The sequence below is a fragment of the Paralimibaculum aggregatum genome, assembly GCF_030270585.1.
Lineage (GTDB): Bacteria > Pseudomonadota > Alphaproteobacteria > Rhodobacterales > Rhodobacteraceae > Thermohalobaculum > Thermohalobaculum aggregatum.
In genome coordinates this window covers 37,787-57,234 of sequence record NZ_BSYI01000032.1, presented here as the reverse complement: position 1 = coordinate 57,234, position 19,448 = coordinate 37,787, and the positions used below count along the sequence as shown (strand labels likewise).

Here is a 19,448-nt window from a genome sequence, read left to right as displayed (position 1 = left end):
CGGGCACCCGGCCATGCCGGTCATGCCGGCCCTCGCCCCCCGCGTCATCGCTTCTGCCCCACCGCGCGGCCGACCCCCTCGGGCCGCTCCAGCCCGGCATGGGCCTCCGCCAGCACCGCCAGCCGCGCCGCCACCGCCGGCCCCGGCAGGCTCGCCGCCCGGGTCGCGAGATCGACATGGATCAGCATGTGCTCGCCGGTGGCCAGCAGCCGCCCGTCGCGGCCGTGGCGCATCTCGTGGAAGAGATGCAGCTTCCGGCCCGCGCCGCCCAGCACCTGCGTGTCCACCGTGATCGGCTCCAGCGCCGCCACCTCGTCGAGATGCCGGATATGCGTCTCCGCCGTGAAATAGCTCTGGCCGCCGGCGATGTAGTCGGCATCCGCCCCGATCAGCCGCATCAGCGCGTCGGTGGCGTCGCAGAAGGCCTGCAGGTACCGGCTCTCGTTCATGTGGTTGTTGTAGTCGGTCCAGTCCGGCGGCACCGCCCGCGCCAGCGTGCGCACCGGCCCGGCGGGCGGCGCATCGCCGGCATCGTCCGACCCGCCGGTCCCGCCCGTGCCGGCCGCGGCGCCGCGATCGGCCTGCGCCCGCTCATAGGCCGCCAGCACCCGGCCGGCACCCCAGTCATTGGCCTTCAGCGCCTGCAGGATCGCCACCAGGTTGTCGTCGCGGATCCGCTCGAGCTCGCGCGGCGAGAGCCCCGCCGCCTGCGCCTCGCACTGCGCCCCGACCCGGTCGACGAATTCCGGCGTCAGCTCCGGCACCTCCATCAGCTTGGTCCAGGGCCATTTCAGGCAGGGGCCGAACATCGCCAGCATCGCCCGCATGCCGCCCTCGCCGCCGGCCAGATGGAAGGTCTGCATCGTGCCCATCTGCGCCCAGCGCAGGCCCGGCCCATAGGCGATCGCGGCGTCGAGCTCCTCCGCCGTCGCCGCGCCGTCATGCAGCAGCCAGAGCGCCTCGCGCCAGAGCGCCTCCTGCAGCCGGTCCGAGAGGAAGCCCGGCACCTCGACCCGGCAGTGCAGCGGATGCATGCCGAGCCCGGCGAAGACCTCCTTCGCCCAGTCGATCTTCGCCGGGTCGGTCTCCGCGCCCGCCACCAGCTCGACCAGCGGCAGCAGGTAGACCGGGTTGAACGGATGCGCCACGATCAGCCGGCCGGGATTGGCCATCTCCGCCTGCAGCTCGGTCGGCAGGATGCCCGAGGTCGAGGAGGCGATCACCCCCGCCGCGTTCACCGTCTCGATCTCGGCATAGACCCGGCGCTTGATCTCGAGCCGCTCCGGCACCGCCTCTATCACGAGATCCGCGCCCGCCGCCGCCTCGGCCGCCGAGCCCGCCAGTTCCCAGCCGGCGCGCGCGACGCGCGGCGTCATGGTCAGCTTGCCATAGGCCCGGTCGGCCGCCGCCAGCACCGCCTCGAGCTTGCGCCGCGCCTCCGGATCCGGGTCGTGGATGCGGCAGGGAATGCCGTTCTCGATCAGCCGGGCGAGCCAGCCGCCCCCGATCACGCCGCCGCCGATGATGGCGGCGCGTGCAATCCCGGTCCTGGGCCCCGTCATGGGTCGTCTCCCTTGTGCATGCTCGTGCATGGCTCCCGCCCGCCGCTCAGCCGCAGCGGTCATAACTCGTGAAATCGCCCTCGTAGAGCGTCAGCGCGTTCCAGTGCTCGCCATGCAGCAGCAGGAGCAGCCGCCGGGTCCAGCGCTCGCCCTCGCCCTCGCAGACCGCCTCAACCGCCCAGGCGCCCTCGACGCCCGCCGGCGCGACCGCGGCGAAGCGGCAGAAGCTCTCGTGGAAGCTCATGCCGGAGGCGGTGAGCTCCAGCACCGCCTCGCCGGGCGCGGCGCAGTCGCCGCCGCCGATCACCCAGGTGCCCTCCCAGGGCTCGCGTGCCCCGGCCGGCGCCGCCGCCGCCAGCCAGCCCGCCAGCCCGATCCCCAGCCCGATCCCCAGCGCCGCCGCCGCGCGCAGCATCGCATCCCGCATCGCATCCTCCCTCTGTCCGCCTGCCCGGCCGGGCCCGTCCCGCCCGGTCTGCTCCGGCCCCGTCGTGGCCGTCCGGTCCCGTCTCCTCCGGCCCCCGTCTCCTCCGGTCCCGTCTCCTCCGGTCCCGTCTCCTCAGGCCCACGTCCCGACCGGTCCTGCCCGGCCCCGCCGCACCCGACGGTGCCACCGGGCGCCGCGGCGCCCCGGCGCCGCCGGGCCGGCGGGGGCTCGATGCCCCCGGCGGCCCGCCCGCCGCGCGCTTCAGTGCCCGGCCAGCATCAGCGCCGGCAGCAGCAGCACCGCCGCGATCGCCGCCGCGACCGCCCGGCGCCGCGATCCGGGCAGGAAGCGCCGCGCCATCGCGCCCAGCACCCCGATCGCCAGCCCCGTCGCGCCGAGCTCCGCGGCCAGGCGGATGACCCCCGCATCGAGCATCCGCATTGCCGCCGCCGCCTCGGCGCGCAGCCAGAGCAGCGCCCCGAGCTCCAGCGCCGCCACCGCGAGCAGCCAGCCCCAGGGCGGCGCGAACAGCGCCGGCAGCGCGAAGAGCCCGGTCGCCGCCACCATCAGCGCCCAGGTCAGCAGCCAGTCCTCGGTGATCATCGCCCGGCCTCCCCGCGCCTCAGGCCGCCAGCGGCGCCCGCTTCTCGAGCTGCAGCCGCGCGCGCACCGCATCCGGCCCGATCACCCGGGCGCCCATGCGCTCGACGATGCCCGCCGCGCGCTCCACCAGCGCCTCGTTGGTCGCCAGCACGCCGCGGTCGAGATAGAGGTTGTCCTCGAGCCCGACCCGCACATTGCCGCCCGCCAGCACCGCCGCGGCGACATAGGGCATCTCGTTGCGCCCGATCGAGAAGGCCGAATAGGTCCAGCCCGCCGGCACGTTGTTGACCATCGCCATCAGCGTGTTGAGATCGTCCGGCGCGCCCCAGGGCACCCCCATGCAGAGCTGCACCAGCACCGGCTCGGGGATCACGCCTTCCTTGACCAGCTGTTTCGCGAGCCAGAGATGGCCGGTGTCGAAGGCCTCGATCTCGATCCGCACCCCGGCCTCGGTCATCAGCCCGGCCATGGCGCGCAGCATGCCCGGCGTGTTGGTCATCACGTAGTCGGCCTCGGCGAAGTTCATCGTGCCGCAGTCCAGCGTGCAGATCTCCGGCCGGCAGGCGACGACATGCGCCACGCGCTCCGCCGCGCCGATCATGTCGGTGCCGGCGGCCAGCGGCAGCGGCGCCTCGGCGCCGGCAAAGACCATGTCGCCGCCCATCCCGGCGGTCAGGTTCAGCACCATGTCGATCTCGGCCTCGCGGACCCGCTCGGTGACCTCGCGGTAGAGCGCCAGGTCCCTCGAGGGCTTGCCGGTCTCGGGGTCGCGCACATGGGCATGCACCACCGCGGCGCCGGCCTTCGCGGCGGCCACCGCGCTGGCGGCGATCTCCTTCGGCGAGCGCGGCACGTGGCGGCTCTTGTCCTGCGTCCCGCCGGAGCCGGTCAGCGCACAGGTGATGAAGACCTCGCGATTCATCTCGAGCGGCATGGTGTCGTTCCCCTTCATCCGGATATCGGCCGGGTGCCCCCGGCGCGCACCTCCGTCGGATAGCAGGCCGGCGGCCTCCCGCGCGAGCCCCAGCGTCGCTCCGTGTGCCGAAAGCGTCGCCGCCGTAGCGGGCGCGGCAACCGGGGCCGCCGGAGCCGGCACGGGCGCGCCGTGCGTTCCGCCGCGCAAGGGGCGCGATCGGGGGCCGGCGCTCCCGCCCCGGCCAGCCGCCCGAGCCCCTTGCGCGGGGCGCCGTCCTGCCCGACAACGGGGGCGACGCCGCCCGCCCGGAGCCTCACGACCATGCGCCGCCGATCCCTGCTCGCCGCCCTGCTGGCGCTGCCGCCGGCCCTCTCGGCCCTGCTCCCCGCCCGCGGCGCCGAGCCGCTCACCGTCTTCGCCGCCGCGAGCCTCACCGATGCGCTCGAGGAGATCGCCGCCGCCCATGCCGCCGAGACCGGCCGGCGCCCGCGCCTCGCCTTCGCCGCCTCCTCGACGCTGGCGCGGCAGATCGAGGCCGGCGCCCCGGCCGATCTCTTCCTGTCCGCCAATGCCCGCTGGATGGACCGGCTCGAGGCGAAGGGCCTGCTCGCCCCCGGCACGCGCCGCGACATCGCCGGCAACCGGCTCGTGCTGGTCGGACCGGCGGGCACCGCCCCGGCCCCGGCGGCCGCGCTGCTGGCCGCCGCCACGGGGCGCATCGCGCTCGGCGACCCGGACCATGTGCCGGCCGGGATCTATGCCCGCGCCGCGCTCGAGCATCTCGGGCTCTGGGACCGGCTCGCCCCGCGCCTCGCCCGCGCCGACAACACCCGCGCCGCGCTCGCCCTCGTCGCCCGCGGCGAGACGCCGCTCGGCATCGTCTATGCCAGCGACGCGCTGGTGGCGCCGGATCTCGCCGTGCTGGCCGAGATGCCGGCGGACAGCCACCCGCCGATCCGCTACCCCGCGGCGATCGTCGCCGGGCGCGACGGCGCCGCCGCGCGCGCCTTCCTCGAGCGGCTCTCCGGCGCCGCGGCGCGCGCCGCGCTGGCCCGCCACGGGCTGGCGCTGCCCTGATGCTGACGCCCGAGGAAACCGAGGCGCTGCTGCTCAGCCTGCGGGTCTCGGGCGTCGCGGTGCTCGGCGCCTTTCCGTTCGCGCTCGGGCTCGGGCTGCTGCTGGCGCGGCCGGGCTTTCCCGGGCGCGGGCTGCTCAACGGGCTGGTGCATCTGCCGCTGGTGCTGCCGCCGGTGGTGATGGGCTATCTGCTGCTGGTGGCGCTCGGCACAAGGGCGCCGCTCGGCGCCTGGCTGCTGGAGAGCTTCGGCATCCGGCTGGTGTTCACCTGGGAGGGCGCGGCGCTGGCGGCGGGGATCGTCACCCTGCCGTTCCAGGTGCGCGCGATCCGGCTGGCGCTGGAGGCGGTGGACCCCGGCCTGATGCAGGCCGCCGAGACGCTGGGGGCCGGGCCGCTCGACCGCTTCGTCAGCGTGACGCTGCCGCTGGCGCTGCCGGGCATCCTCGCCGGCGCGATGACCGCCTTCGCCGCGGCGCTCGGCGAGTTCGGCGCGATCATCACCTTCGTCTCCAACATCCCCGGCGAGACCCGCACCCTGCCGCTGGCGATCTACACCGCGATCCAGTCGCCCGGCGGCGAGGCGGCGGCGGCGCGGCTGGCGGCGCTGTCGATCGCGCTGGCCTTCGCCGGGCTCGGGCTGGCGGAATGGCTGGCGGCGCGGGCGCGGCGGCTGACCGCGCCATGAGCGGCGGGCTCTCGGTCGAGATCGCCCATGCGCTGGCCCGCAGCCCGGGCCGCGGCGGCGCCTTCGCGCTCGACATCCGCTTCGAGGCGCCGGCCGAGGGGGTGACGGCGCTGTTCGGCCCCTCGGGCTCGGGCAAGACCAGCTGCGCCAATGCGGTGGCCGGGCTGCTGCGCCCGGATGCCGGGCGGATCGCGCTCGGCGAGGAGGTGCTGTTCGACGCCGCGCGCCGGCGCCACCTGCCGCCGCGGCGCCGCGGCATCGGCTATGTCTTCCAGGAGGCGCGGCTGTTCCCGCACCTGACCGTGGCGGCCAATCTCGACTATGGCGCGCGCCGCTCCCCCCGCGCGCCGGGCGCGGCGGAGCGCGGCCGCATCGTCGAGATGCTCGGCATCGGCGGGCTGCTGGCGCGCCGCCCGGCCGGGCTCTCGGGCGGCGAGCGCAGCCGCGTGGCGCTCGGCCGGGCGCTGATGTCCGGGCCGCGGCTGATGCTGCTCGACGAGCCGCTGGCCGCCCTCGATGCCGGGCGCAAGGCGGAGATCCTGCCCTATCTCGAGCGGCTGCGCGACGAGACCGGGGTGCCGATCCTGCATATCAGCCACTCGCTCGACGAGGTGACGCGGCTGGCCGACCGCATGGTGGTGCTGAATGCCGGCCGGGTGGCGGCGACCGGCTCGGTGGAGGAGATCATGGCGCGGCTCGATCTGTTCCCGCTCACCGGGCGCTTCGAGGCCGGCGCGGTGATCGCGGGGCGGGTCGAGGCGGCCGATGCCGGCATGCAGCTGTCCGCGGTGGGCTTTGCCGGCGGGCGGCTGCTGGTGCCGCGCATCGCCGCCGCGCCGGGCACGCCGGTGCGCCTGCGGGTCCGGGCGCGCGACGTGCTGCTGGCGGTGCAGCGGCCGCAGGGGCTCAGCGCGCGCAACATCCTCGCGGTGCGGATCGCCGAGATCCGCGCCGAGGACGGCCCCTATGCCGATATCCGGCTCGACTGCGCCGGCACGCCGATCCTCGCGCGGATCACGCAGGCCGCGGTGGCCGAGCTCGGCCTCGCCCCCGGCCGCATGGTCTGGGCGGTGATCAAGACGGTGAGCATCGCGCGCGCCTCCGGCAGCGGGGCGCGCGGCCGGGCGGGCTAGCCCGGCACCGCCCCACACTGGCCCCGACCCGCACTGGCCCCGCGCTGGCAGGGCTCAGGCGGCGCCGGGCTCCGCCGCATCCAGCATGTCGAGCGCCCGGCGGAACATCGCCGTGTCGACATTGCCGCCGGAGATCAGCGCCACCACCGGGCCGTCGGCAAGCTCGGCGCCGTGGAACAGCGCCGCCGCCAGCGCCACCGCGCCGCCGGGCTCGGTCACCAGCTTCAGCCGCTGGAAGGCGAGGCCCATCGTGCGCAGCACCTCGTCGTCGGTCACCGCCAGCCCCGGCCCGGCCAGCCGCGACAGGATCGGGAAGGTCAGCTCCCCCGGCATCGGGGTGAGGATCGCGTCGCAGATCGAGCTGGCCCCGGGCTCGTTGCCGAGCCGCTCGCCGGCGGCGAGCGAGCGCGCCGTGTCGTCGAAGCCCGCGGGCTCCACCGTGCGCACGCGCAGCCCCGGCGCCTCGGCGGCCAGCGCCACCGCCATGCCGGCCGAGAGCCCGCCGCCGCCGCAGCAGACCAGCACCTCCGCCTTGGTCACGCCCATGGCGCGGGCCTGGCCGGCGATCTCGAGCCCGGCGGTGCCCTGCCCGGCGATCACCAGCGGCTCGTCATAGGGCAGCACCGGCGTCAGCCCGCGCGCCTCGGCCAGCCGGTTGCCGATCTCCTCGCGGCTCTGGCCGCCGGCGCGGTCATAGAGCACCACCTCGGCGCCATAGCCGCGGGTGTTGGCGAGCTTCAGCGCCGGCGCGTCGTCGGGCATCACGATGGTCGCGGGGATGCCGAGCTCCTCCGCCGCATGGGCGATGCCCTGGGCGTGGTTGCCGCTCGAATAGGTGATCACGCCGCGCTCGCGTGCGCCCTCGCCGAGCGCGGTCAGCGCCGACCAGGCGCCGCGGAACTTGAAGGCGCCGGTGCGCTGCAGGCATTCCGCCTTGACCAGCACGCGGCGGCCGGCGATCGCGTTGAGATGCGGGTCCTCGAGCAGCGGCGTCACGCGCGCCGAGCCCTCGAGCCGCCTGCGGGCCGAACGGACATCCTTGATGGTGATCGCCTCGCTGCTGTCCATAAGGCGCATGAACACTCCTCCACTGGCGTCGGCACCCCTGGCCGCCCGGTCCGCACTGGGCGGTGCCGGGCCAGGGGTTGCGGCGGGATAGCCGTGCCGGCGCGAAGGCTTCTAGGATAGCCGAAAACCGGCCGCAAGGCAGCCATGGCCGGAAAGGCCCCGCCTCAGAGCTCCGCCGCGATGCCCGGCAGCGCCGCGAGATCGCCGGTCACCCGCTCCGGCGGCATCGTCAGCCGGTCGAGCGGCTCGCCGCGGCGGTTCACCCAGACGGTGCGGAAGCCGTAGGCGGTGGCGCCCCAGGCGTCCCAGCCGTTGGAGGAGACGAACAGCACCTCCCGCGCCGCCACGCCGAAACGGTGGCCGACGAGATCGTAGACCCGGTAGTCCGGCTTGAACACGCCGCAGCTCTCGGCGGAGATCACCGCGTCGAGCCGGTCGCCGATGCCGGCGCTGCCGACCGCCGCCTCGAGCATCGCCGGGCTGCCGTTGGACAGGATCGCGGTGGCCAGCCCCTCGGCCTTCAGCGCCTCGAGCATCGCCGGCACCTCGGGATAGGCCTCGAGCTCCCAGTAGAGCTGCAGCAGCCGGGCGCGCAGGTCGGCGTCGCCGGCCAGCCCCTCGACCTCGAGCGCATAGTCGAGCCCGTCCTGCGTGACGCGCCAGAAATCGGAATGGACCCCGGTGGCGGCGCGCAGCCAGGTGTATTGCAGCTGCTTCTGGCGCCAGAGCTCGGCCAGCGCCTGCCAGCGCGCGGCAAAGGCCTCCCGGCCCGGCTCCTCCGCGGCCCGGCGCGCCGCCGAGCCCACGTCGAACAGCGTGCCATAGGCGTCGAAGACGCAGATCGAGATTGCCATGGTCGTCTCCCTCGGATGGCCGGTGCGGGGCAGGCGCCTCGGCTGCCCCGGAAAGGTTCAGCAGACGTTGTCGATCTGCTGCATGGTGAGCCCGCCGGGCACGATGGTCACCGGGATCGGCAGCTTGCCGGCCATCTTGTTCACCAGCTGGGTGATGATCGGGCCGGGGCCGTCCTCCTGGCCGGCACCGAGCACCAGCACGCCGATATCCGGGTCGGCCTCGATCTGTGCCAGCACCGCCTCCACCGGCTTGCCCTCGCGGATGTCGAATTCCGGCGTCAGCCCGGTCAGCGCGCGCAGCTCCTCGGCGAGATCGGAGAGCCGCGCCTCGGCCATCTCCCGCGCCTCGGCGCGCATCACCTCGGCCACGCCCATCCAGTGCTGGAAATCGTCGGGCGGGATCACGTAGAGCATGGTGACGAGACCCTGTGTCTTCTGCGCCCGGCGCGCGGCGAACCGCATCGCCTGGGCGCATTCCGGGGTCTCGTCGACCACCACCATGAACTTGCGCAAACGGTCCTCCCCGGTCGCCGCCCGATCGGCCTCGGACAAGCCCAGACCATGACGCGCCCCGCGCCCGCGCGCAAGCCCGTCGCACATCGCGCGGCGGCCGGAACGGCGCGCGGCCCCGGTGCGGCCACGGTGCGGCGCCGGTGCGGTGCGGGGAGGCGGGCCGGGGGGCTGGCAGGGCGGCGGCCTCTCGGGGAGCCGCGGGGCGCCGGCGGGCCTCAGATGTCCCGGTTGAAGCGCACCCCGCCATAGGCCTGCCCGCGCGGCTGCAGCTCGATGGTCGAGATGTTGACATGCTCCGGCGCGCTGGTCGCATAGAGGATCGCCGCGGCGATGTCCTCCGGGTCGAGCTCGCGGATGCCGGTGTCCTTCAGCGCGGCGCGGGCGGCCGGGTCGGGCACCGAGGCGTCGTAGAACTCGGTGGTCACGCGCCCCGGGCAGATCTCGGTGACGCGGATGCCGGTATCGGCGAGCTCGAGCCGCAGGTTCTGCGAGATCAGCCGCACCGCCCCCTTGGAGCCGCCATAGACCGCCGACAGGATCGGGTAGAGCCCGGCCACCGAGCCGATGTTCACCACATGGCCGCGGCGCCGCGCCGCCATCCCCGGCAGCAGGATGCGCAGCGTGTCGAGCAGCGCGGTGACATTGGTGTCGATGGTCTGCGCGATCTCGGCGCGCGAGGCGCCCATCAGCCCCGAGATGCCGGCGCCGAGGCCGGCATTGTTGACCAGGATGTCCGGCGCCAGCGGCGCCAGCGCCGCCTCCAGCGCGGTGCCGTCGCGGATGTCGCAGGCCAGCGGCGTGCAGCCGGTCTCCGCGGCCAGCGCCTCGAGCCGATCGGCGCGGCGGGCGAGCGCGGTGACCGCGGCGCCGGCGCCGGCCAGCGCCCGCACGGTGGCGGCGCCGATGCCGGAGGAGGCGCCGGTCACGATCGCGTGACGCCCCGCGAGGGGCAGGGTTGGGGTGCTCATCTTGGATCTCCTCGTGGCGGCGTCAGGGCCAGGTGGCGACGGGAGGCAGGCTCATCAGCACCGCCTCGGGGTTGTGCCCGGTCTCGAGCCCGAAGCGGGTGCCGCGGTCATAGACCAGGTTGAACTCGGCATAGAGCCCGCGGCGGACGAGCTGGTGCGCGCGGTCGGCCTCGCTCCAGGGCGCGTCGCGGCGGCGCTCGGTGATCGGCAGGAAGGCGTCGAGGAAGGCCCGGCCGACATCGCGGGTGAAGGCGAAATCCGCCGCCCAGTCGCCGGTGCAGAGATCGTCGTAGAAGATGCCGCCGACGCCGCGCGCCTCGCCGCGGTGGCGGATGAAGAAATACTCGTCCGCCCAGGCCTTGAAGCGGGGGTAGTAGTCCGGCGCGTGGCGGTCGCAGGCCGCGCGCAGGCGGGCATGGAAGAAGGCGGTGTCCTCGGGCTCCTCGACCATCGGGTTGAGATCGGCGCCGCCGCCGAACCACCAGCACCAGGGGGTCCAGAACATCCGCGTGTTCATGTGCACCGCCGGGCATTTCGGCGAGCGCATATGCGCCACCAGCGAGATCCCGGAGGCCCAGAAGCGCGGGTCGCCGGCCAGCCCGGGGATCTCCCGGCGCGCGGTCAGGCTCTTCTGCGCCTGCGCGCCGAGCGCGCCGTAGACCTCCGAGACGTTGACGCCGACCTTCTCGAAGACCCGGCCGCCGCGCATCACGCTCATCACCCCGCCGCCCTGGTCGCCCGCGCCCTCGCCGGCGCGGCGGGTCTCCTTCCGCTCGAAGCGGCCGGGGGGGAGACCGGCATGCGGCCCGCTCCGCTGCTCGTCCTCGAGGCTCTCGAAGGCGGCGCAGATCAGGTCGCGCAGCTCGCTGAACCAGGCTGCCGCCTGCGCCTTCTCGGCGGCCATCTCCGCCGCTGCGTTCTCGGCCATCTCGCTCGCTCCCTGCCGCCTCGCCTGCCCTCTCTCTAGCGCGCCGGGGCCGCGCCCGCCAAGCGGCCCGCCAGCCGCCGGAGGGGCCGCCCCCGCGCCCGGCTCCGGGGCTGGCTCCGGAGCCAACTCCGCGGCCGGCTCCGGGGCCATCTCCGCGCCCGGCGCCGCGCCCGGCTTCGGGGCTCGACAGAATCGCCGGCATGGTGTACAGCAACTCTCACACGCTGCCTCGCAGAGGCTCGCCCGGGAGGTCCGCATGGAGATCGCTGTCCGCATCCGCTGAGCCCGGCCCCGTGCCGCCCAGCGCGCTCCTCCCCCGCCTGACCGGGCCGGGCCCTTCGGCCTGCCCATTTCCCATGAACGACCCTATATCGCACCCAACACTTGCGAGGTTGGCATGTTCCGCTTTTTCGAGACGCTGATCGATCCCTATCAGCCCTATGACGAAACCGCAGAGATCCCGAACCGGCTGATTCCGTTCTGTCGGCGCTTCCTCTACCCGGCGCGCTGGGTGCTGCTGGCGAGCATGGTGCTCGGCCTGATCTTCGCGATCTCCGAGGCGCTGCTGCTGCGCTTCGCCGGCCAGCTCGTCGACATCCTGACCGAGGCGCAGCCGGACCGGCTGTGGCAGGACCACGGCGACACGCTGCTGGTGATGATCGCGGTGGTGATCCTGGTGCGCCCGCTCTCGGTGATCGTCGAGTCCTTCGTCTCCGGGCAGGGCTACTACGCGCCGATGGGCGCGCTGGTGCGCTGGCGCACCCATCGCAAGATGCTGCGCCAGTCGCTCTCGTTCTTCTCCGACGATTTCGCCGGGCGGGTCGCCAACAAGCAGCTCCAGCTCGCGCCCTCGCTCAACGACGCGACGCACCAGCTGGCGCAGGAGATGTGGTATGCCGGGGTCTACCTGCTCGGCGCCGCGGTGATCCTCGCCGAGACCGACCTGAGGCTGGTGGCGCCGCTGGCGCTCTGGTTCGCCGGAACCGTGGCGGTGGCGGTGTGGTTCGTGCCGCGCATCACCCGTGCCGGCAAGGCGGTGGCCGAGGCGCGCTCGGATCTCGCCGGCCGCATCGTCGACAGCTACACCAACATCCAGACGGTGAAGCTCTTCGCCCATGCCGAGCGCGAGGAGGAATATGCCCGCGAGGCGATGGAGGCGTTCCGCTGGGTGTTCCACGCCCAGACCCGGCTCTACACCTGGCTCAACATCTGGCTCTCGGCGCTCTCGATCCTGCTGATCGGCGGGGTGGTGGGCTATGGTGTCTGGCTCTGGTCGCTGGGGGCGATCTCGGTCGGCCCGATCGCGGCGGCCTCGGCGCTGGTGATGCGGCTCTCGGGCATGGTCGAGTGGATCATGTGGTCGCTCTCGATGCTGTTCCAGAACATCGGCACGGTGCAGGAGGGCATGGAGATGGTCTCCAAGCCGCTCGGGCTGAAGGACCGCCCCGGCGCCCCGGCGCTGAAGCTCGAGCGCGGCGAGATCCGCTTCGACCACGTCACCCACCAGTATGGCCGCGACCGGCGCGAGACCGGCGGTGCCGGCGGCGTCGCGGATGTCTCGCTGACCATCCGCGGCGGCGAGCGGGTCGGCCTGGTCGGCCGCTCCGGCGCCGGCAAGTCGACCCTGGTGAACCTGGCGCTGCGCTTCTTCGACCCGGATGACGGCCGCGTGCTGATCGACGGGCAGGACCTCGCCGATTGCCAGCAGGACAGCGTGCGCCGGCAGATCTCCATGGTCACCCAGGACACCGCGCTGCTGCACCGCTCGATCCGCGACAACATCGCCTATGGCCGGCCCGAGGCCACCGAGGCCGAGCTCTGGGAGGCCGCCGCCAAGGTGCATGCCGACGAGTTCATCCCCGGCCTGGTCGACCGCGAGGGCCGGCGCGGGCTCGACGCCCATGTCGGCGAGCGCGGCGTGCGGCTCTCCGGCGGCCAGCGCCAGCGCATCGCGCTGGCCCGGGCGGTGCTGAAGAACGCGCCGATCCTGATCCTCGACGAGGCCACCTCGGCGCTCGATTCGGAGGTCGAGGCGGCGATCCAGGAGGCCATGGCGGACCTGATGGCGGGCAAGACCGTGGTCGCCATCGCGCACCGGCTCTCGACGATCCAGAGCATGGACCGGATCGTGGTGCTCGACCGCGGGCGGATCATCGAGGAGGGCAGCCACGAGGCGCTGCTCGAGACCGGCGGGCTCTATGCGCGGCTCTGGAAGCGCCAGTCCGGCGGCTTCCTGGCGGCCGACCTGGAGGCCGAGCCCGCCGCCGAATAGGCCCCGCCGCCGGGGCCGGCCGGAGCGCCGGGGTTCGGTTCCGCCCCGGCGCGCCCTATCTCCCCTGGGGCGCCGACGGAAAGGACGAAGCATGACCGAGACCACCGAACCGGCCGGGCGGCCCGGGGCCGCGGCGAAGCCCCGGCGCCACGCGCCGCCGCCCCCGGTCGGGCCGGAGGAGGAGCGCGGCTTCGAGCGCGCCTTCGATCCCTATGCCGAGGCCGACGGCCCGCCGCCGGAGCGGCTCTGGCCCTTCATGTCCTGGCTGCTGCGCGGCGCCGGGCCGGCGGTCTGGGCGCTGCTGGCGGCGACCGTCGTGCTCGGCTTCGCCGAGGCCGCGGTGGCCTGGATGATCGGCTGGGTGGTCGACCGCGCCGCCGCCGCCGAGAGCCCGGCCGCGATGTTCGCCGCCGACTGGCCCTGGCTCGCCGCCATCGCCGGCTTCTTCCTGGTGCTGCGCCCGGCGCTGATGGCGGTGACCGCCGGCTATGCCAGCCGCTCGCTGATGCCGGGGCTGTTCCATCTCGGCGTCTGGCGGCTGCACGGGCACACGCTGGGCCAGGCGATGAGCTTCTTCGAGGACGATTTCGCCGGCCGCATCGCGCAGAAGGAGACGCAGTCGGCGATGGCGATGGCCGATGCGCTGGTCGAGACGATCCACGCGATCTCCTTCGGCATCGCCGCGGTGATCGGCTCGGCGGTGGTGCTGGCCGCCGCCGATCCGCGCCTCGCGCTGGTGCTCGGGCTCTGGTTCGCCGCCTATCTCTGGCTGGTGAGCCACTACCTGCCGCGGGTGCGGGCGGCCGCCAGGGCGCGGGCCGAGGCGCGCGCCGGGCTCTCCGGGCAGCTGGTCGATTCGCTCAGCCACATGACCACGGTGAAGCTCTTCGCCCATGCCGGCCGCGAGAAGGCCGCGGCGCGGCAGGCGCTGGCCCGGATGCGCGGCGCGGCGCTCGCCTTCGGCCGCATCGCCTGGCTGTTCCGGGTGCGGCTGGCGACGCTGGCCTCGGCGCTGCCGGTGCTGCTGGTGGGCGCGGCGCTGTGGATCTGGAGCGGCGGCGGCGCCGGCCCCGGCATCCTCGCCATGGCCGGCCTGCTCTCGACCCGGCTGAGCCAGATGTCCGGCTGGATCTCGTTCACCGCGATGGGGATCTTCAGCAATGTCGGCGTCGTCGAGGACGGCATGCGCACCCTGGCGCCGCCGCACGACATCACCGACGCGCCGGATGCCGAGGACCCGCCGCCGGTGCGCGGCGCGATCCGCTTCGAGGGCGTGCGCTTCCAGTATGGCCGCGAGGGCGGCGGCGGGCTCGACCGGCTCGACCTCGCGATCCGCCCCGGCGAGCGCGTCGGGCTGGTCGGGCCCTCCGGCGCCGGCAAGTCCACCGCGCTCAAGCTGTTGCTCCGGCTGCACGATGTCGAGGCGGGGCGCATCACCCTCGACGGGCGCGACATCCGCGGGCTGACCCAGGACGGGCTGCGCCGGCAGGTCGCCACCGTCACCCAGGAGCCGGCGATGTTCAACCGCTCGGCGCTGGCCAACATCCTCTACGGCCGCCCGGATGCCGGCCGCGCCGCGGCGATCGCGGCGGCGAAGCAGGCCCATGCCCACGAATTCATCCTCGGGCTGCGCGACCGCAAGGGCCGCAGCGGCTATGACGCGCATCTCGGCGAGGACGGGGTCAAGCTCTCCGGCGGCCAGCGCCAGCGCATCGCGCTCGCCCGCGCGATCCTCAAGGGGGCGCCGATCCTGGCGCTCGACGAGGCCACCTCGGCGCTCGATTCCGAGGTCGAGGCGGAGATCCAGGCGGTGCTCGGCGAGCTGATGCAGGGCCGCACGGTGATCGCCATCGCGCACCGGCTCTCGACGATCCAGCGCATGGACCGCATCGTGGTGCTCGACGACGGCCGCATCGCCGAGGAAGGCAGCCATGAGGGCCTGCTGGCGCGGGACGGGCTCTATGCCCGGCTCTGGGCGCACCAGTCCGGCGGCTTCCTGGCCGACGCCCCGGCCGCCTGAGGCGTCGGGCCGGGCGGCGGCTCGGGCGCCGGGGCCGGGGCCGGGGCCGGGTCTGGGGCCGGCTCAGCCCCAGCGCGCGCCCTTCGCGGCATCGAGCAGCCGGGCCGCCGCCCGGTCGAAGGCGGCGGTCTCGCCGAGCGCGCGGGCCGCCAGCAGCGCGCCCTCGAGGCCAGCCACCAGCGCCTCGGCGCCGCTGCGGTCGCCGGTCTCGCCAAGGCTCTCGGCGGTCCATCCGATCAGCCGCTCGAAGAACTCCCGCACCTCGACGGTGACGGTGGCCGGCAGCCCGCCGGCCTCGGCGGCGAAGATGCCGCAGAGGCACATGCCGGCGCGGTCGCTCAGCGCCGCGCGGTAGGCGGCGATCAGGCGGAGCTGCGCGCCCGGCTCGTCCGGCGGGCCGAGGCCCTCGATGAAGCGGTCGGCATAGCGCGCGGTCAGCGTCGCGGCGAGCGCCGCCTTGGTCGGGAAGTGATGGTGCACGCTGGCGCTCCTGATCCCGACCTCGGCCGCGATCTGGCGGAAGCTGAAGCCGCCATAGCCGGCCTGCCGCGCCATCGCCTCGGCGGCATCGAGGATCTGCGCCCGGCGATCCGGCGGCCGGGCCCCGGCCGGCGCCGCGGCCACAGGAACGGGCGCCGGCACGGGCTCCGGCACGGGCTCCGGCACCGGCACGGGCTCCGGCACGGGCTCCGGCACCGGCACGGGCTCCTGCACCGGCGCCGGTTCCGGCCTCTCCCGCTTCCGGGCCTTCTTCTTTCCGGCCATCGCGTTCCCCCTGTCGGACCTATCGGATGATAGGCCCCGCGCCCGCGCCATGCCAGCACCGATCTGCCGGAAGGCTGACGGCCCTTCACGCCCGCGCGACGGCCGGTTGCAGCGCTGGACGGCCGCGACCATCTGCCCGGCAACGCGGGACAGGAGAAACGCATGGGCCTTGCCGACGCCATTGCCACGCTGCCGGACTGGGTGCGCCTCTGGGTGCTCTGGCTCAACATCGCGACGCTCGGCAGCTTCGCCGTGCTGGCGCTGCGCCGCGCGACATGGATCGAGGCAGCGGCGATCCTGCTGGCCAATCTCGCCATGGTGCCGGTGATGCGGTGGCTCTATGCCGAGCTCGGCTTCGTGCGCCTGCTCGGGCTGCCGCATCTGCTGTTCTGGACCCCGCTGGCGATCTTCCTGCTGCTGCGTCTCGGCCGCGGCGTGCCGGGGCCGCAGCGCCAGGTGCTCTGGATCTATCTCGCCAGCATCGGTCTCTCACTGGCCTTCGACGCGGCCGACGTGATCCGCTATATCCTCGGTGAACGGGCAAGCATGATCCCCCCGACCGGCTGAGCGCGCTAGATGTTGCGTCCTGCGCGCGCTCGCCCCATAGATGGGGGAAGAGGCGCGAGGAGCAGACAGCAATGGCCGAGGATCTCTTTCCGGATGATGGCGTCACCGGCGCCGAACGGGCCTATGACGCCGCGTCGATCGAGGTGCTCGAAGGGCTCGAGCCGGTGCGCAAGCGGCCGGGGATGTATGTCGGCGGCACCGACGACCGGGCGATGCACCACCTCGTCTCGGAGGTGCTCGACAACGCGATGGACGAGGCGGTGGCCGGCCATGCCAGCCGCATCGAGATCGAGCTGCTGGCCGACGGCGCGGTGGCGATCACCGACAACGGCCGCGGCATCCCGGTGGACCCCCACCCCAAGTTCCCGGACCGCTCGGCGCTCGAGGTGATCCTCTGCACGCTGCATGCCGGCGGCAAGTTCTCCGGCAAGGCCTACGAGACCTCCGGCGGCCTGCACGGCGTCGGCGTCTCGGTGGTCAACGCGCTCTCCGAGCGGCTGCGGGTCGAGGTCGCCCGCGGCCGGCAGCTCTATGCCCAGGAGTTCTCGCGCGGCATCCCGCAGGGGCCGCTGCAGTCGCTCGGGCAGGTGGCGAACCGGCGCGGCACCCGGGTCGAGTTCCGGCCCGACCCGCAGATCTTCGGGCCCAAGGCGGCGCTCTCGCCGGCGCGGCTGCACCGGGCGGCGCGCTCCAAGGCCTATCTGTTCGGCGGCGTCGAGATCCGCTGGCGCTGCGCCCCGGAGCGGCTGAAGGAGGGCGACCCGACCCCGGCGGAGGATGTCTTCCGCTTCCCCGGCGGCCTCGCCGACTATCTGGCGGCGAGCCTCGCCGACACCGAGGTGATCGGCCGCCCCTTCGCCGGCAAGGTCGCCTTCTCCGAGCGCTTCGGGCCGGAGACCGCCGGCTCGGTGGAATGGGCGCTGGCCTGGACACCGCTGCGCGACGGCGCGGTCTCGGCCTATTGCAACACCATCCCGACGCCCCAGGGCGGCACCCACGAGGCCGGCTTCTGGGCGGCGGTGACCAAGGCGATCCGCGCCCATGGCGAGCGCGCCAATGCCCGCAAGGCCAAGGAGATCCGCCGCGAGGACATCACCGCCCAGGCGGCGGCGATGATCTCGGTGTTCATCCGCGAGCCGGAATTCGTCGGCCAGACCAAGGACCGGCTGGCCACCGCGGAGGCCGAGCGGCTGGTCGAGGCGGCGGTGCGCGACCGCATGGACACCTGGCTCGGCTCCGACCCGAAGCTTGCCGACGAGATCCTCGAGCACGCCATCGACCGGGCCGAGGAGCGCCAGCGCCGCCGCGCCGAGAAGGAGACGCAGCGCAAGTCCGCCACCAAGCGGCTGCGCCTGCCGGGCAAGCTGGTGGACTGCTCCCGCACCGGGCGCGAGGGCACCGAGATCTTCCTCGTCGAGGGCGATTCGGCCTCCGGCTCCGGCAAGATGGCGCGCGACCGCGAGACCCAGGCGATGCTGCCGCTGCGCGGCAAGGTGCTCAACGTGCTCGGCGCGGCCGGGGCCAAGCTGGCCGACAACAAGGAGCTCCAGGATCTCTGCCAGGCGCTCGGCGTCGGCATGGGGGCGAAATACCGCGAGCAGGACCTGCGCTACGACAAGGTGATCGTGATGACCGATGCCGATGTCGACGGCGCGCATATCTCGGCGCTGCTGATGACCTTCTTCTTCACCCAGATGCGGCCGCTGATCGAGAACGGGCACCTGTTCCTCGCGCTGCCGCCGCTCTACCGGCTGAAGCAGGGCGCGCGCACGGTCTATGCGATCGACGAGGCGGAGAAGACCAAGCTCGAGGCCAGGGGCCTCGGCGGCAAGGGCAAGATCGAGGTGAGCCGCTTCAAGGGCCTCGGCGAGATGGACGCCAAGGATCTCAAGGCCACCACCATGGACCCGGCCCGGCGGCGGCTGATCAAGGTCTCGATCGACGACGAGTTCGAGGACACCGGCGGGCTGGTCGAGCGGCTGATGGGCCGGCGCGCCGAGACCCGTTTCCAGTTCATCACCGAGCGGGCGCGCTTCGCCGAGGATCTCGACCTCTGATCCGAGACCGGGGCCGGCGCCGGCGCCCGGGTCGGCTCAGCCCGGCTTGCGCCCCACCGCCACCAGCAGCGTGCAGGGGCCGATGAAGCGCCCGCCGGTCTCGAAGGCGCGCAGCGCATCGGCGACCTCGGCCCAGGTATCCTCGCGGGCGGCGGGGTCGAGCGCCGCGAGCATCTGGTGCAGCGCCCCGAAGCTCTCCTGCTGGAAGCGCAGGCATTCCGCCGCGCTCTCCATGACGAGCGGGGCCGGCAGGCGCGCGGTGCGGACCTGCTCCAGCCCGGCATCGGCAAACACCGCCTCGATCCGCCCCGGCGCGCCCAGCGAGAACGGCCCCGGCTGGCCCGGCTGCGGCGGCGGCAGCGCCGCGCGGTGCCGGATGATGCCGACCGGGTCGGCGAAGAAGCGGCAGTCCTTCGCCTCGGCATAGACCACCGCGCCGATCCGCCCGCCGGGCTTCAGCGCCGCGATCTGCCGCTTCAGCGCGCCGACCTGGTCCGGGAAGAAGATCAGCCCGAGGCGGCTGAGCGCGGCGTCGAAGCTGCCGGGCGGCACCTCCACCGCCTCGCCGTCCATCACCGCCGCCGCGACATTGCCGAGCCCCGCGGCGGCGATGTTGCGCCGGGCGATGGCGATCAGCTCCTCGGAGAAATCCGTGACCAGCACATGGCCCGACGGCCCGACCCGCTCGGCGGTGCGCAGCGCCTCGCGCCCGGAGCCGGCGGCGACATGCAGCACGCGCTGGCCCGGGCCGATCTCCGCCATGTCGAGCATCCGCAGGTTGGCCGGGCCGATCCAGTCCTCGACGACGCCGTGCCAGCCGTCCCATCGCTCGGCGACGGCGTTCCACTGCGCCCGGGTGCCGGCCTTGAAAGCGGCGGCGTCGAACTCGGCCATGACGGATCTCCACGAATCACCACCGCCCCCCGGAAAGCCTAGCACCGGACGCCTTCCCCTGCGTCACGGAGTCTCCCGCCCGCCGCCCCGCGCGGCCGGCGCGATCCCTTCATGCGCGAATGGACGCAGGCAGCAACC

At 74.1% G+C, this 19,448-nt stretch carries 18 protein-coding genes; 7 read left to right on the top strand and 11 right to left on the bottom strand.

Annotated elements, in window-relative coordinates; all coding sequences use genetic code 11:
• Positions 1–44: 44 nt before the first annotated feature.
• The 4 genes from QSJ97_RS17380 to bcoG all read right to left on the bottom strand — a co-directional run bounded on the left by QSJ97_RS17380 (position 45) and on the right by bcoG (position 3,526).
• Positions 45–1,562 (bottom strand): carnitine 3-dehydrogenase, encoded by a 1,518-nt coding sequence (locus QSJ97_RS17380; protein WP_285673270.1) that lies wholly within the window; start codon positions 1,560–1,562, stop codon positions 45–47.
• A 46-nt stretch (positions 1,563–1,608) separates the two neighbouring features.
• Entirely contained in the window at positions 1,609–1,989 is a 381-nt protein-coding gene (locus tag QSJ97_RS17375) for a hypothetical protein (RefSeq protein WP_285673269.1), read from the bottom strand.
• Between the two features lie 261 nt (positions 1,990–2,250).
• On the bottom strand, positions 2,251–2,592 hold the full coding sequence (locus tag QSJ97_RS17370) for a hypothetical protein (RefSeq protein ID WP_285673268.1): 342 nt from the start codon (positions 2,590–2,592) through the stop codon (positions 2,251–2,253).
• A gap of 19 nt (positions 2,593–2,611) precedes the next feature.
• Entirely contained in the window at positions 2,612–3,526 is a 915-nt protein-coding gene (bcoG, locus tag QSJ97_RS17365) for a 3-dehydrocarnitine:acetyl-CoA trimethylamine transferase BcoG (RefSeq protein WP_285673272.1), read from the bottom strand.
• Positions 3,527–3,829: 303 nt separating this feature from the next.
• Here bcoG and modA point away from each other — a divergent pair, with 303 nt between their 5' ends.
• From modA to modC, 3 genes are read left to right on the top strand one after another with little or no spacing between them, the layout of a single operon-like run.
• Positions 3,830–4,585, top strand: coding sequence for a molybdate ABC transporter substrate-binding protein (modA, locus tag QSJ97_RS17360; RefSeq protein WP_285673266.1), 756 nt, complete (start codon positions 3,830–3,832; stop codon positions 4,583–4,585).
• Positions 4,585–5,271 carry a molybdate ABC transporter permease subunit gene (gene modB, locus QSJ97_RS17355; RefSeq protein WP_285673265.1) on the top strand — a complete coding sequence of 229 codons (687 nt, stop codon included), beginning with the start codon at positions 4,585–4,587 and terminating at the stop codon, positions 5,269–5,271. The genes modA and modB overlap by 1 nt, the downstream gene beginning before the upstream one ends.
• A complete protein-coding gene (gene modC, locus QSJ97_RS17350) occupies positions 5,232–6,404 on the top strand; it encodes a molybdenum ABC transporter ATP-binding protein (protein WP_285673264.1) in 1,173 nt (390 codons plus the stop codon). The genes modB and modC overlap by 40 nt, the downstream gene beginning before the upstream one ends.
• A 54-nt stretch (positions 6,405–6,458) precedes the next feature.
• On the opposite strand, the gene QSJ97_RS17345 is transcribed toward modC, so the two are convergent.
• The 5 genes from QSJ97_RS17345 to hemF form a co-directional block, all read right to left on the bottom strand.
• A complete protein-coding gene (locus tag QSJ97_RS17345) occupies positions 6,459–7,481 on the bottom strand; it encodes a threonine ammonia-lyase (RefSeq protein WP_285673263.1) in 1,023 nt (340 codons plus the stop codon).
• 155 nt (positions 7,482–7,636) lie between these two features.
• The gene (locus tag QSJ97_RS17340; protein WP_285673262.1) at positions 7,637–8,326 is read right to left on the bottom strand and encodes a haloacid dehalogenase type II; all 690 of its coding nucleotides are present in this window, start codon (positions 8,324–8,326) and stop codon (positions 7,637–7,639) included.
• A 57-nt stretch (positions 8,327–8,383) separates the two neighbouring features.
• Positions 8,384–8,839: a universal stress protein gene (locus QSJ97_RS17335; protein ID WP_285673261.1), complete on the bottom strand. Its 456-nt coding sequence runs from the start codon at positions 8,837–8,839 to the stop codon at positions 8,384–8,386.
• A 215-nt stretch (positions 8,840–9,054) separates the two neighbouring features.
• Positions 9,055–9,807: an SDR family oxidoreductase gene (locus QSJ97_RS17330; RefSeq protein ID WP_285673260.1), complete on the bottom strand. Its 753-nt coding sequence runs from the start codon at positions 9,805–9,807 to the stop codon at positions 9,055–9,057.
• 22 nt (positions 9,808–9,829) lie between these two features.
• Positions 9,830–10,735, bottom strand: a complete 906-nt coding sequence (gene hemF / locus QSJ97_RS17325) for an oxygen-dependent coproporphyrinogen oxidase (protein WP_285673259.1) — start codon at positions 10,733–10,735, stop codon at positions 9,830–9,832.
• Between the two features lie 397 nt (positions 10,736–11,132).
• Here hemF and QSJ97_RS17320 point away from each other — a divergent pair, with 397 nt between their 5' ends.
• Together QSJ97_RS17320 and QSJ97_RS17315 are read left to right on the top strand one after the other, a co-directional pair.
• Positions 11,133–13,007, top strand: a complete 1,875-nt coding sequence (locus QSJ97_RS17320; RefSeq protein WP_285673258.1) for an ABC transporter ATP-binding protein — start codon at positions 11,133–11,135, stop codon at positions 13,005–13,007.
• A 91-nt stretch (positions 13,008–13,098) separates the two neighbouring features.
• Positions 13,099–15,027, top strand: a complete 1,929-nt coding sequence (locus QSJ97_RS17315; RefSeq protein WP_285673257.1) for an ABC transporter ATP-binding protein — start codon at positions 13,099–13,101, stop codon at positions 15,025–15,027.
• Between the two features lie 63 nt (positions 15,028–15,090).
• On the opposite strand, the gene QSJ97_RS17310 is transcribed toward QSJ97_RS17315, so the two are convergent.
• Complete coding sequence (locus QSJ97_RS17310) at positions 15,091–15,792, bottom strand: TetR/AcrR family transcriptional regulator (RefSeq protein ID WP_285673256.1); 702 nt, start codon at positions 15,790–15,792, stop codon at positions 15,091–15,093.
• Positions 15,793–15,954: 162 nt separating this feature from the next.
• On the opposite strand from QSJ97_RS17310, the gene QSJ97_RS17305 reads away from it, so the two are divergent.
• A complete protein-coding gene (locus tag QSJ97_RS17305; protein WP_285673255.1) occupies positions 15,955–16,359 on the top strand; it encodes a hypothetical protein in 405 nt (134 codons plus the stop codon).
• A gap of 71 nt (positions 16,360–16,430) precedes the next feature.
• Positions 16,431–18,416, top strand: coding sequence for a DNA topoisomerase IV subunit B (gene parE, locus QSJ97_RS17300; protein ID WP_285673254.1), 1,986 nt, complete (start codon positions 16,431–16,433; stop codon positions 18,414–18,416).
• Between the two features lie 36 nt (positions 18,417–18,452).
• On the opposite strand, the gene QSJ97_RS17295 is transcribed toward parE, so the two are convergent.
• On the bottom strand, positions 18,453–19,310 hold the full coding sequence (locus tag QSJ97_RS17295) for a class I SAM-dependent methyltransferase (protein ID WP_285673253.1): 858 nt from the start codon (positions 19,308–19,310) through the stop codon (positions 18,453–18,455).
• Between the last annotated feature and the right edge of the window lie 138 nt (positions 19,311–19,448).

Bases quoted from the DNA above. Each gene is read 5' to 3' on its own strand.
- QSJ97_RS17380 (WP_285673270.1), bottom strand. From the start codon at position 1,562: ATGACGGGGCCCAGGACCGGGATTGCACGCGCCGCCATCATCGGCGGC.
- QSJ97_RS17375 (WP_285673269.1), bottom strand. From the start codon at position 1,989: ATGCGGGATGCGATGCTGCGCGCGGCGGCGGCGCTGGGGATCGGGCTG.
- QSJ97_RS17370 (WP_285673268.1), bottom strand. From the start codon at position 2,592: ATGATCACCGAGGACTGGCTGCTGACCTGGGCGCTGATGGTGGCGGCG.
- bcoG (WP_285673272.1), bottom strand. From the start codon at position 3,526: ATGCCGCTCGAGATGAATCGCGAGGTCTTCATCACCTGTGCGCTGACC.
- modA (WP_285673266.1), top strand. From the start codon at position 3,830: ATGCGCCGCCGATCCCTGCTCGCCGCCCTGCTGGCGCTGCCGCCGGCC.
- modB (WP_285673265.1), top strand. From the start codon at position 4,585: ATGCTGACGCCCGAGGAAACCGAGGCGCTGCTGCTCAGCCTGCGGGTC.
- modC (WP_285673264.1), top strand. From the start codon at position 5,232: ATGGCTGGCGGCGCGGGCGCGGCGGCTGACCGCGCCATGAGCGGCGGG.
- QSJ97_RS17345 (WP_285673263.1), bottom strand. From the start codon at position 7,481: ATGCGCCTTATGGACAGCAGCGAGGCGATCACCATCAAGGATGTCCGT.
- QSJ97_RS17340 (WP_285673262.1), bottom strand. From the start codon at position 8,326: ATGGCAATCTCGATCTGCGTCTTCGACGCCTATGGCACGCTGTTCGAC.
- QSJ97_RS17330 (WP_285673260.1), bottom strand. From the start codon at position 9,807: ATGAGCACCCCAACCCTGCCCCTCGCGGGGCGTCACGCGATCGTGACC.
- hemF (WP_285673259.1), bottom strand. From the start codon at position 10,735: ATGGCCGAGAACGCAGCGGCGGAGATGGCCGCCGAGAAGGCGCAGGCG.
- QSJ97_RS17320 (WP_285673258.1), top strand. From the start codon at position 11,133: ATGTTCCGCTTTTTCGAGACGCTGATCGATCCCTATCAGCCCTATGAC.
- QSJ97_RS17315 (WP_285673257.1), top strand. From the start codon at position 13,099: ATGACCGAGACCACCGAACCGGCCGGGCGGCCCGGGGCCGCGGCGAAG.
- QSJ97_RS17310 (WP_285673256.1), bottom strand. From the start codon at position 15,792: ATGGCCGGAAAGAAGAAGGCCCGGAAGCGGGAGAGGCCGGAACCGGCG.
- QSJ97_RS17305 (WP_285673255.1), top strand. From the start codon at position 15,955: ATGGGCCTTGCCGACGCCATTGCCACGCTGCCGGACTGGGTGCGCCTC.
- parE (WP_285673254.1), top strand. From the start codon at position 16,431: ATGGCCGAGGATCTCTTTCCGGATGATGGCGTCACCGGCGCCGAACGG.
- QSJ97_RS17295 (WP_285673253.1), bottom strand. From the start codon at position 19,310: ATGGCCGAGTTCGACGCCGCCGCTTTCAAGGCCGGCACCCGGGCGCAG.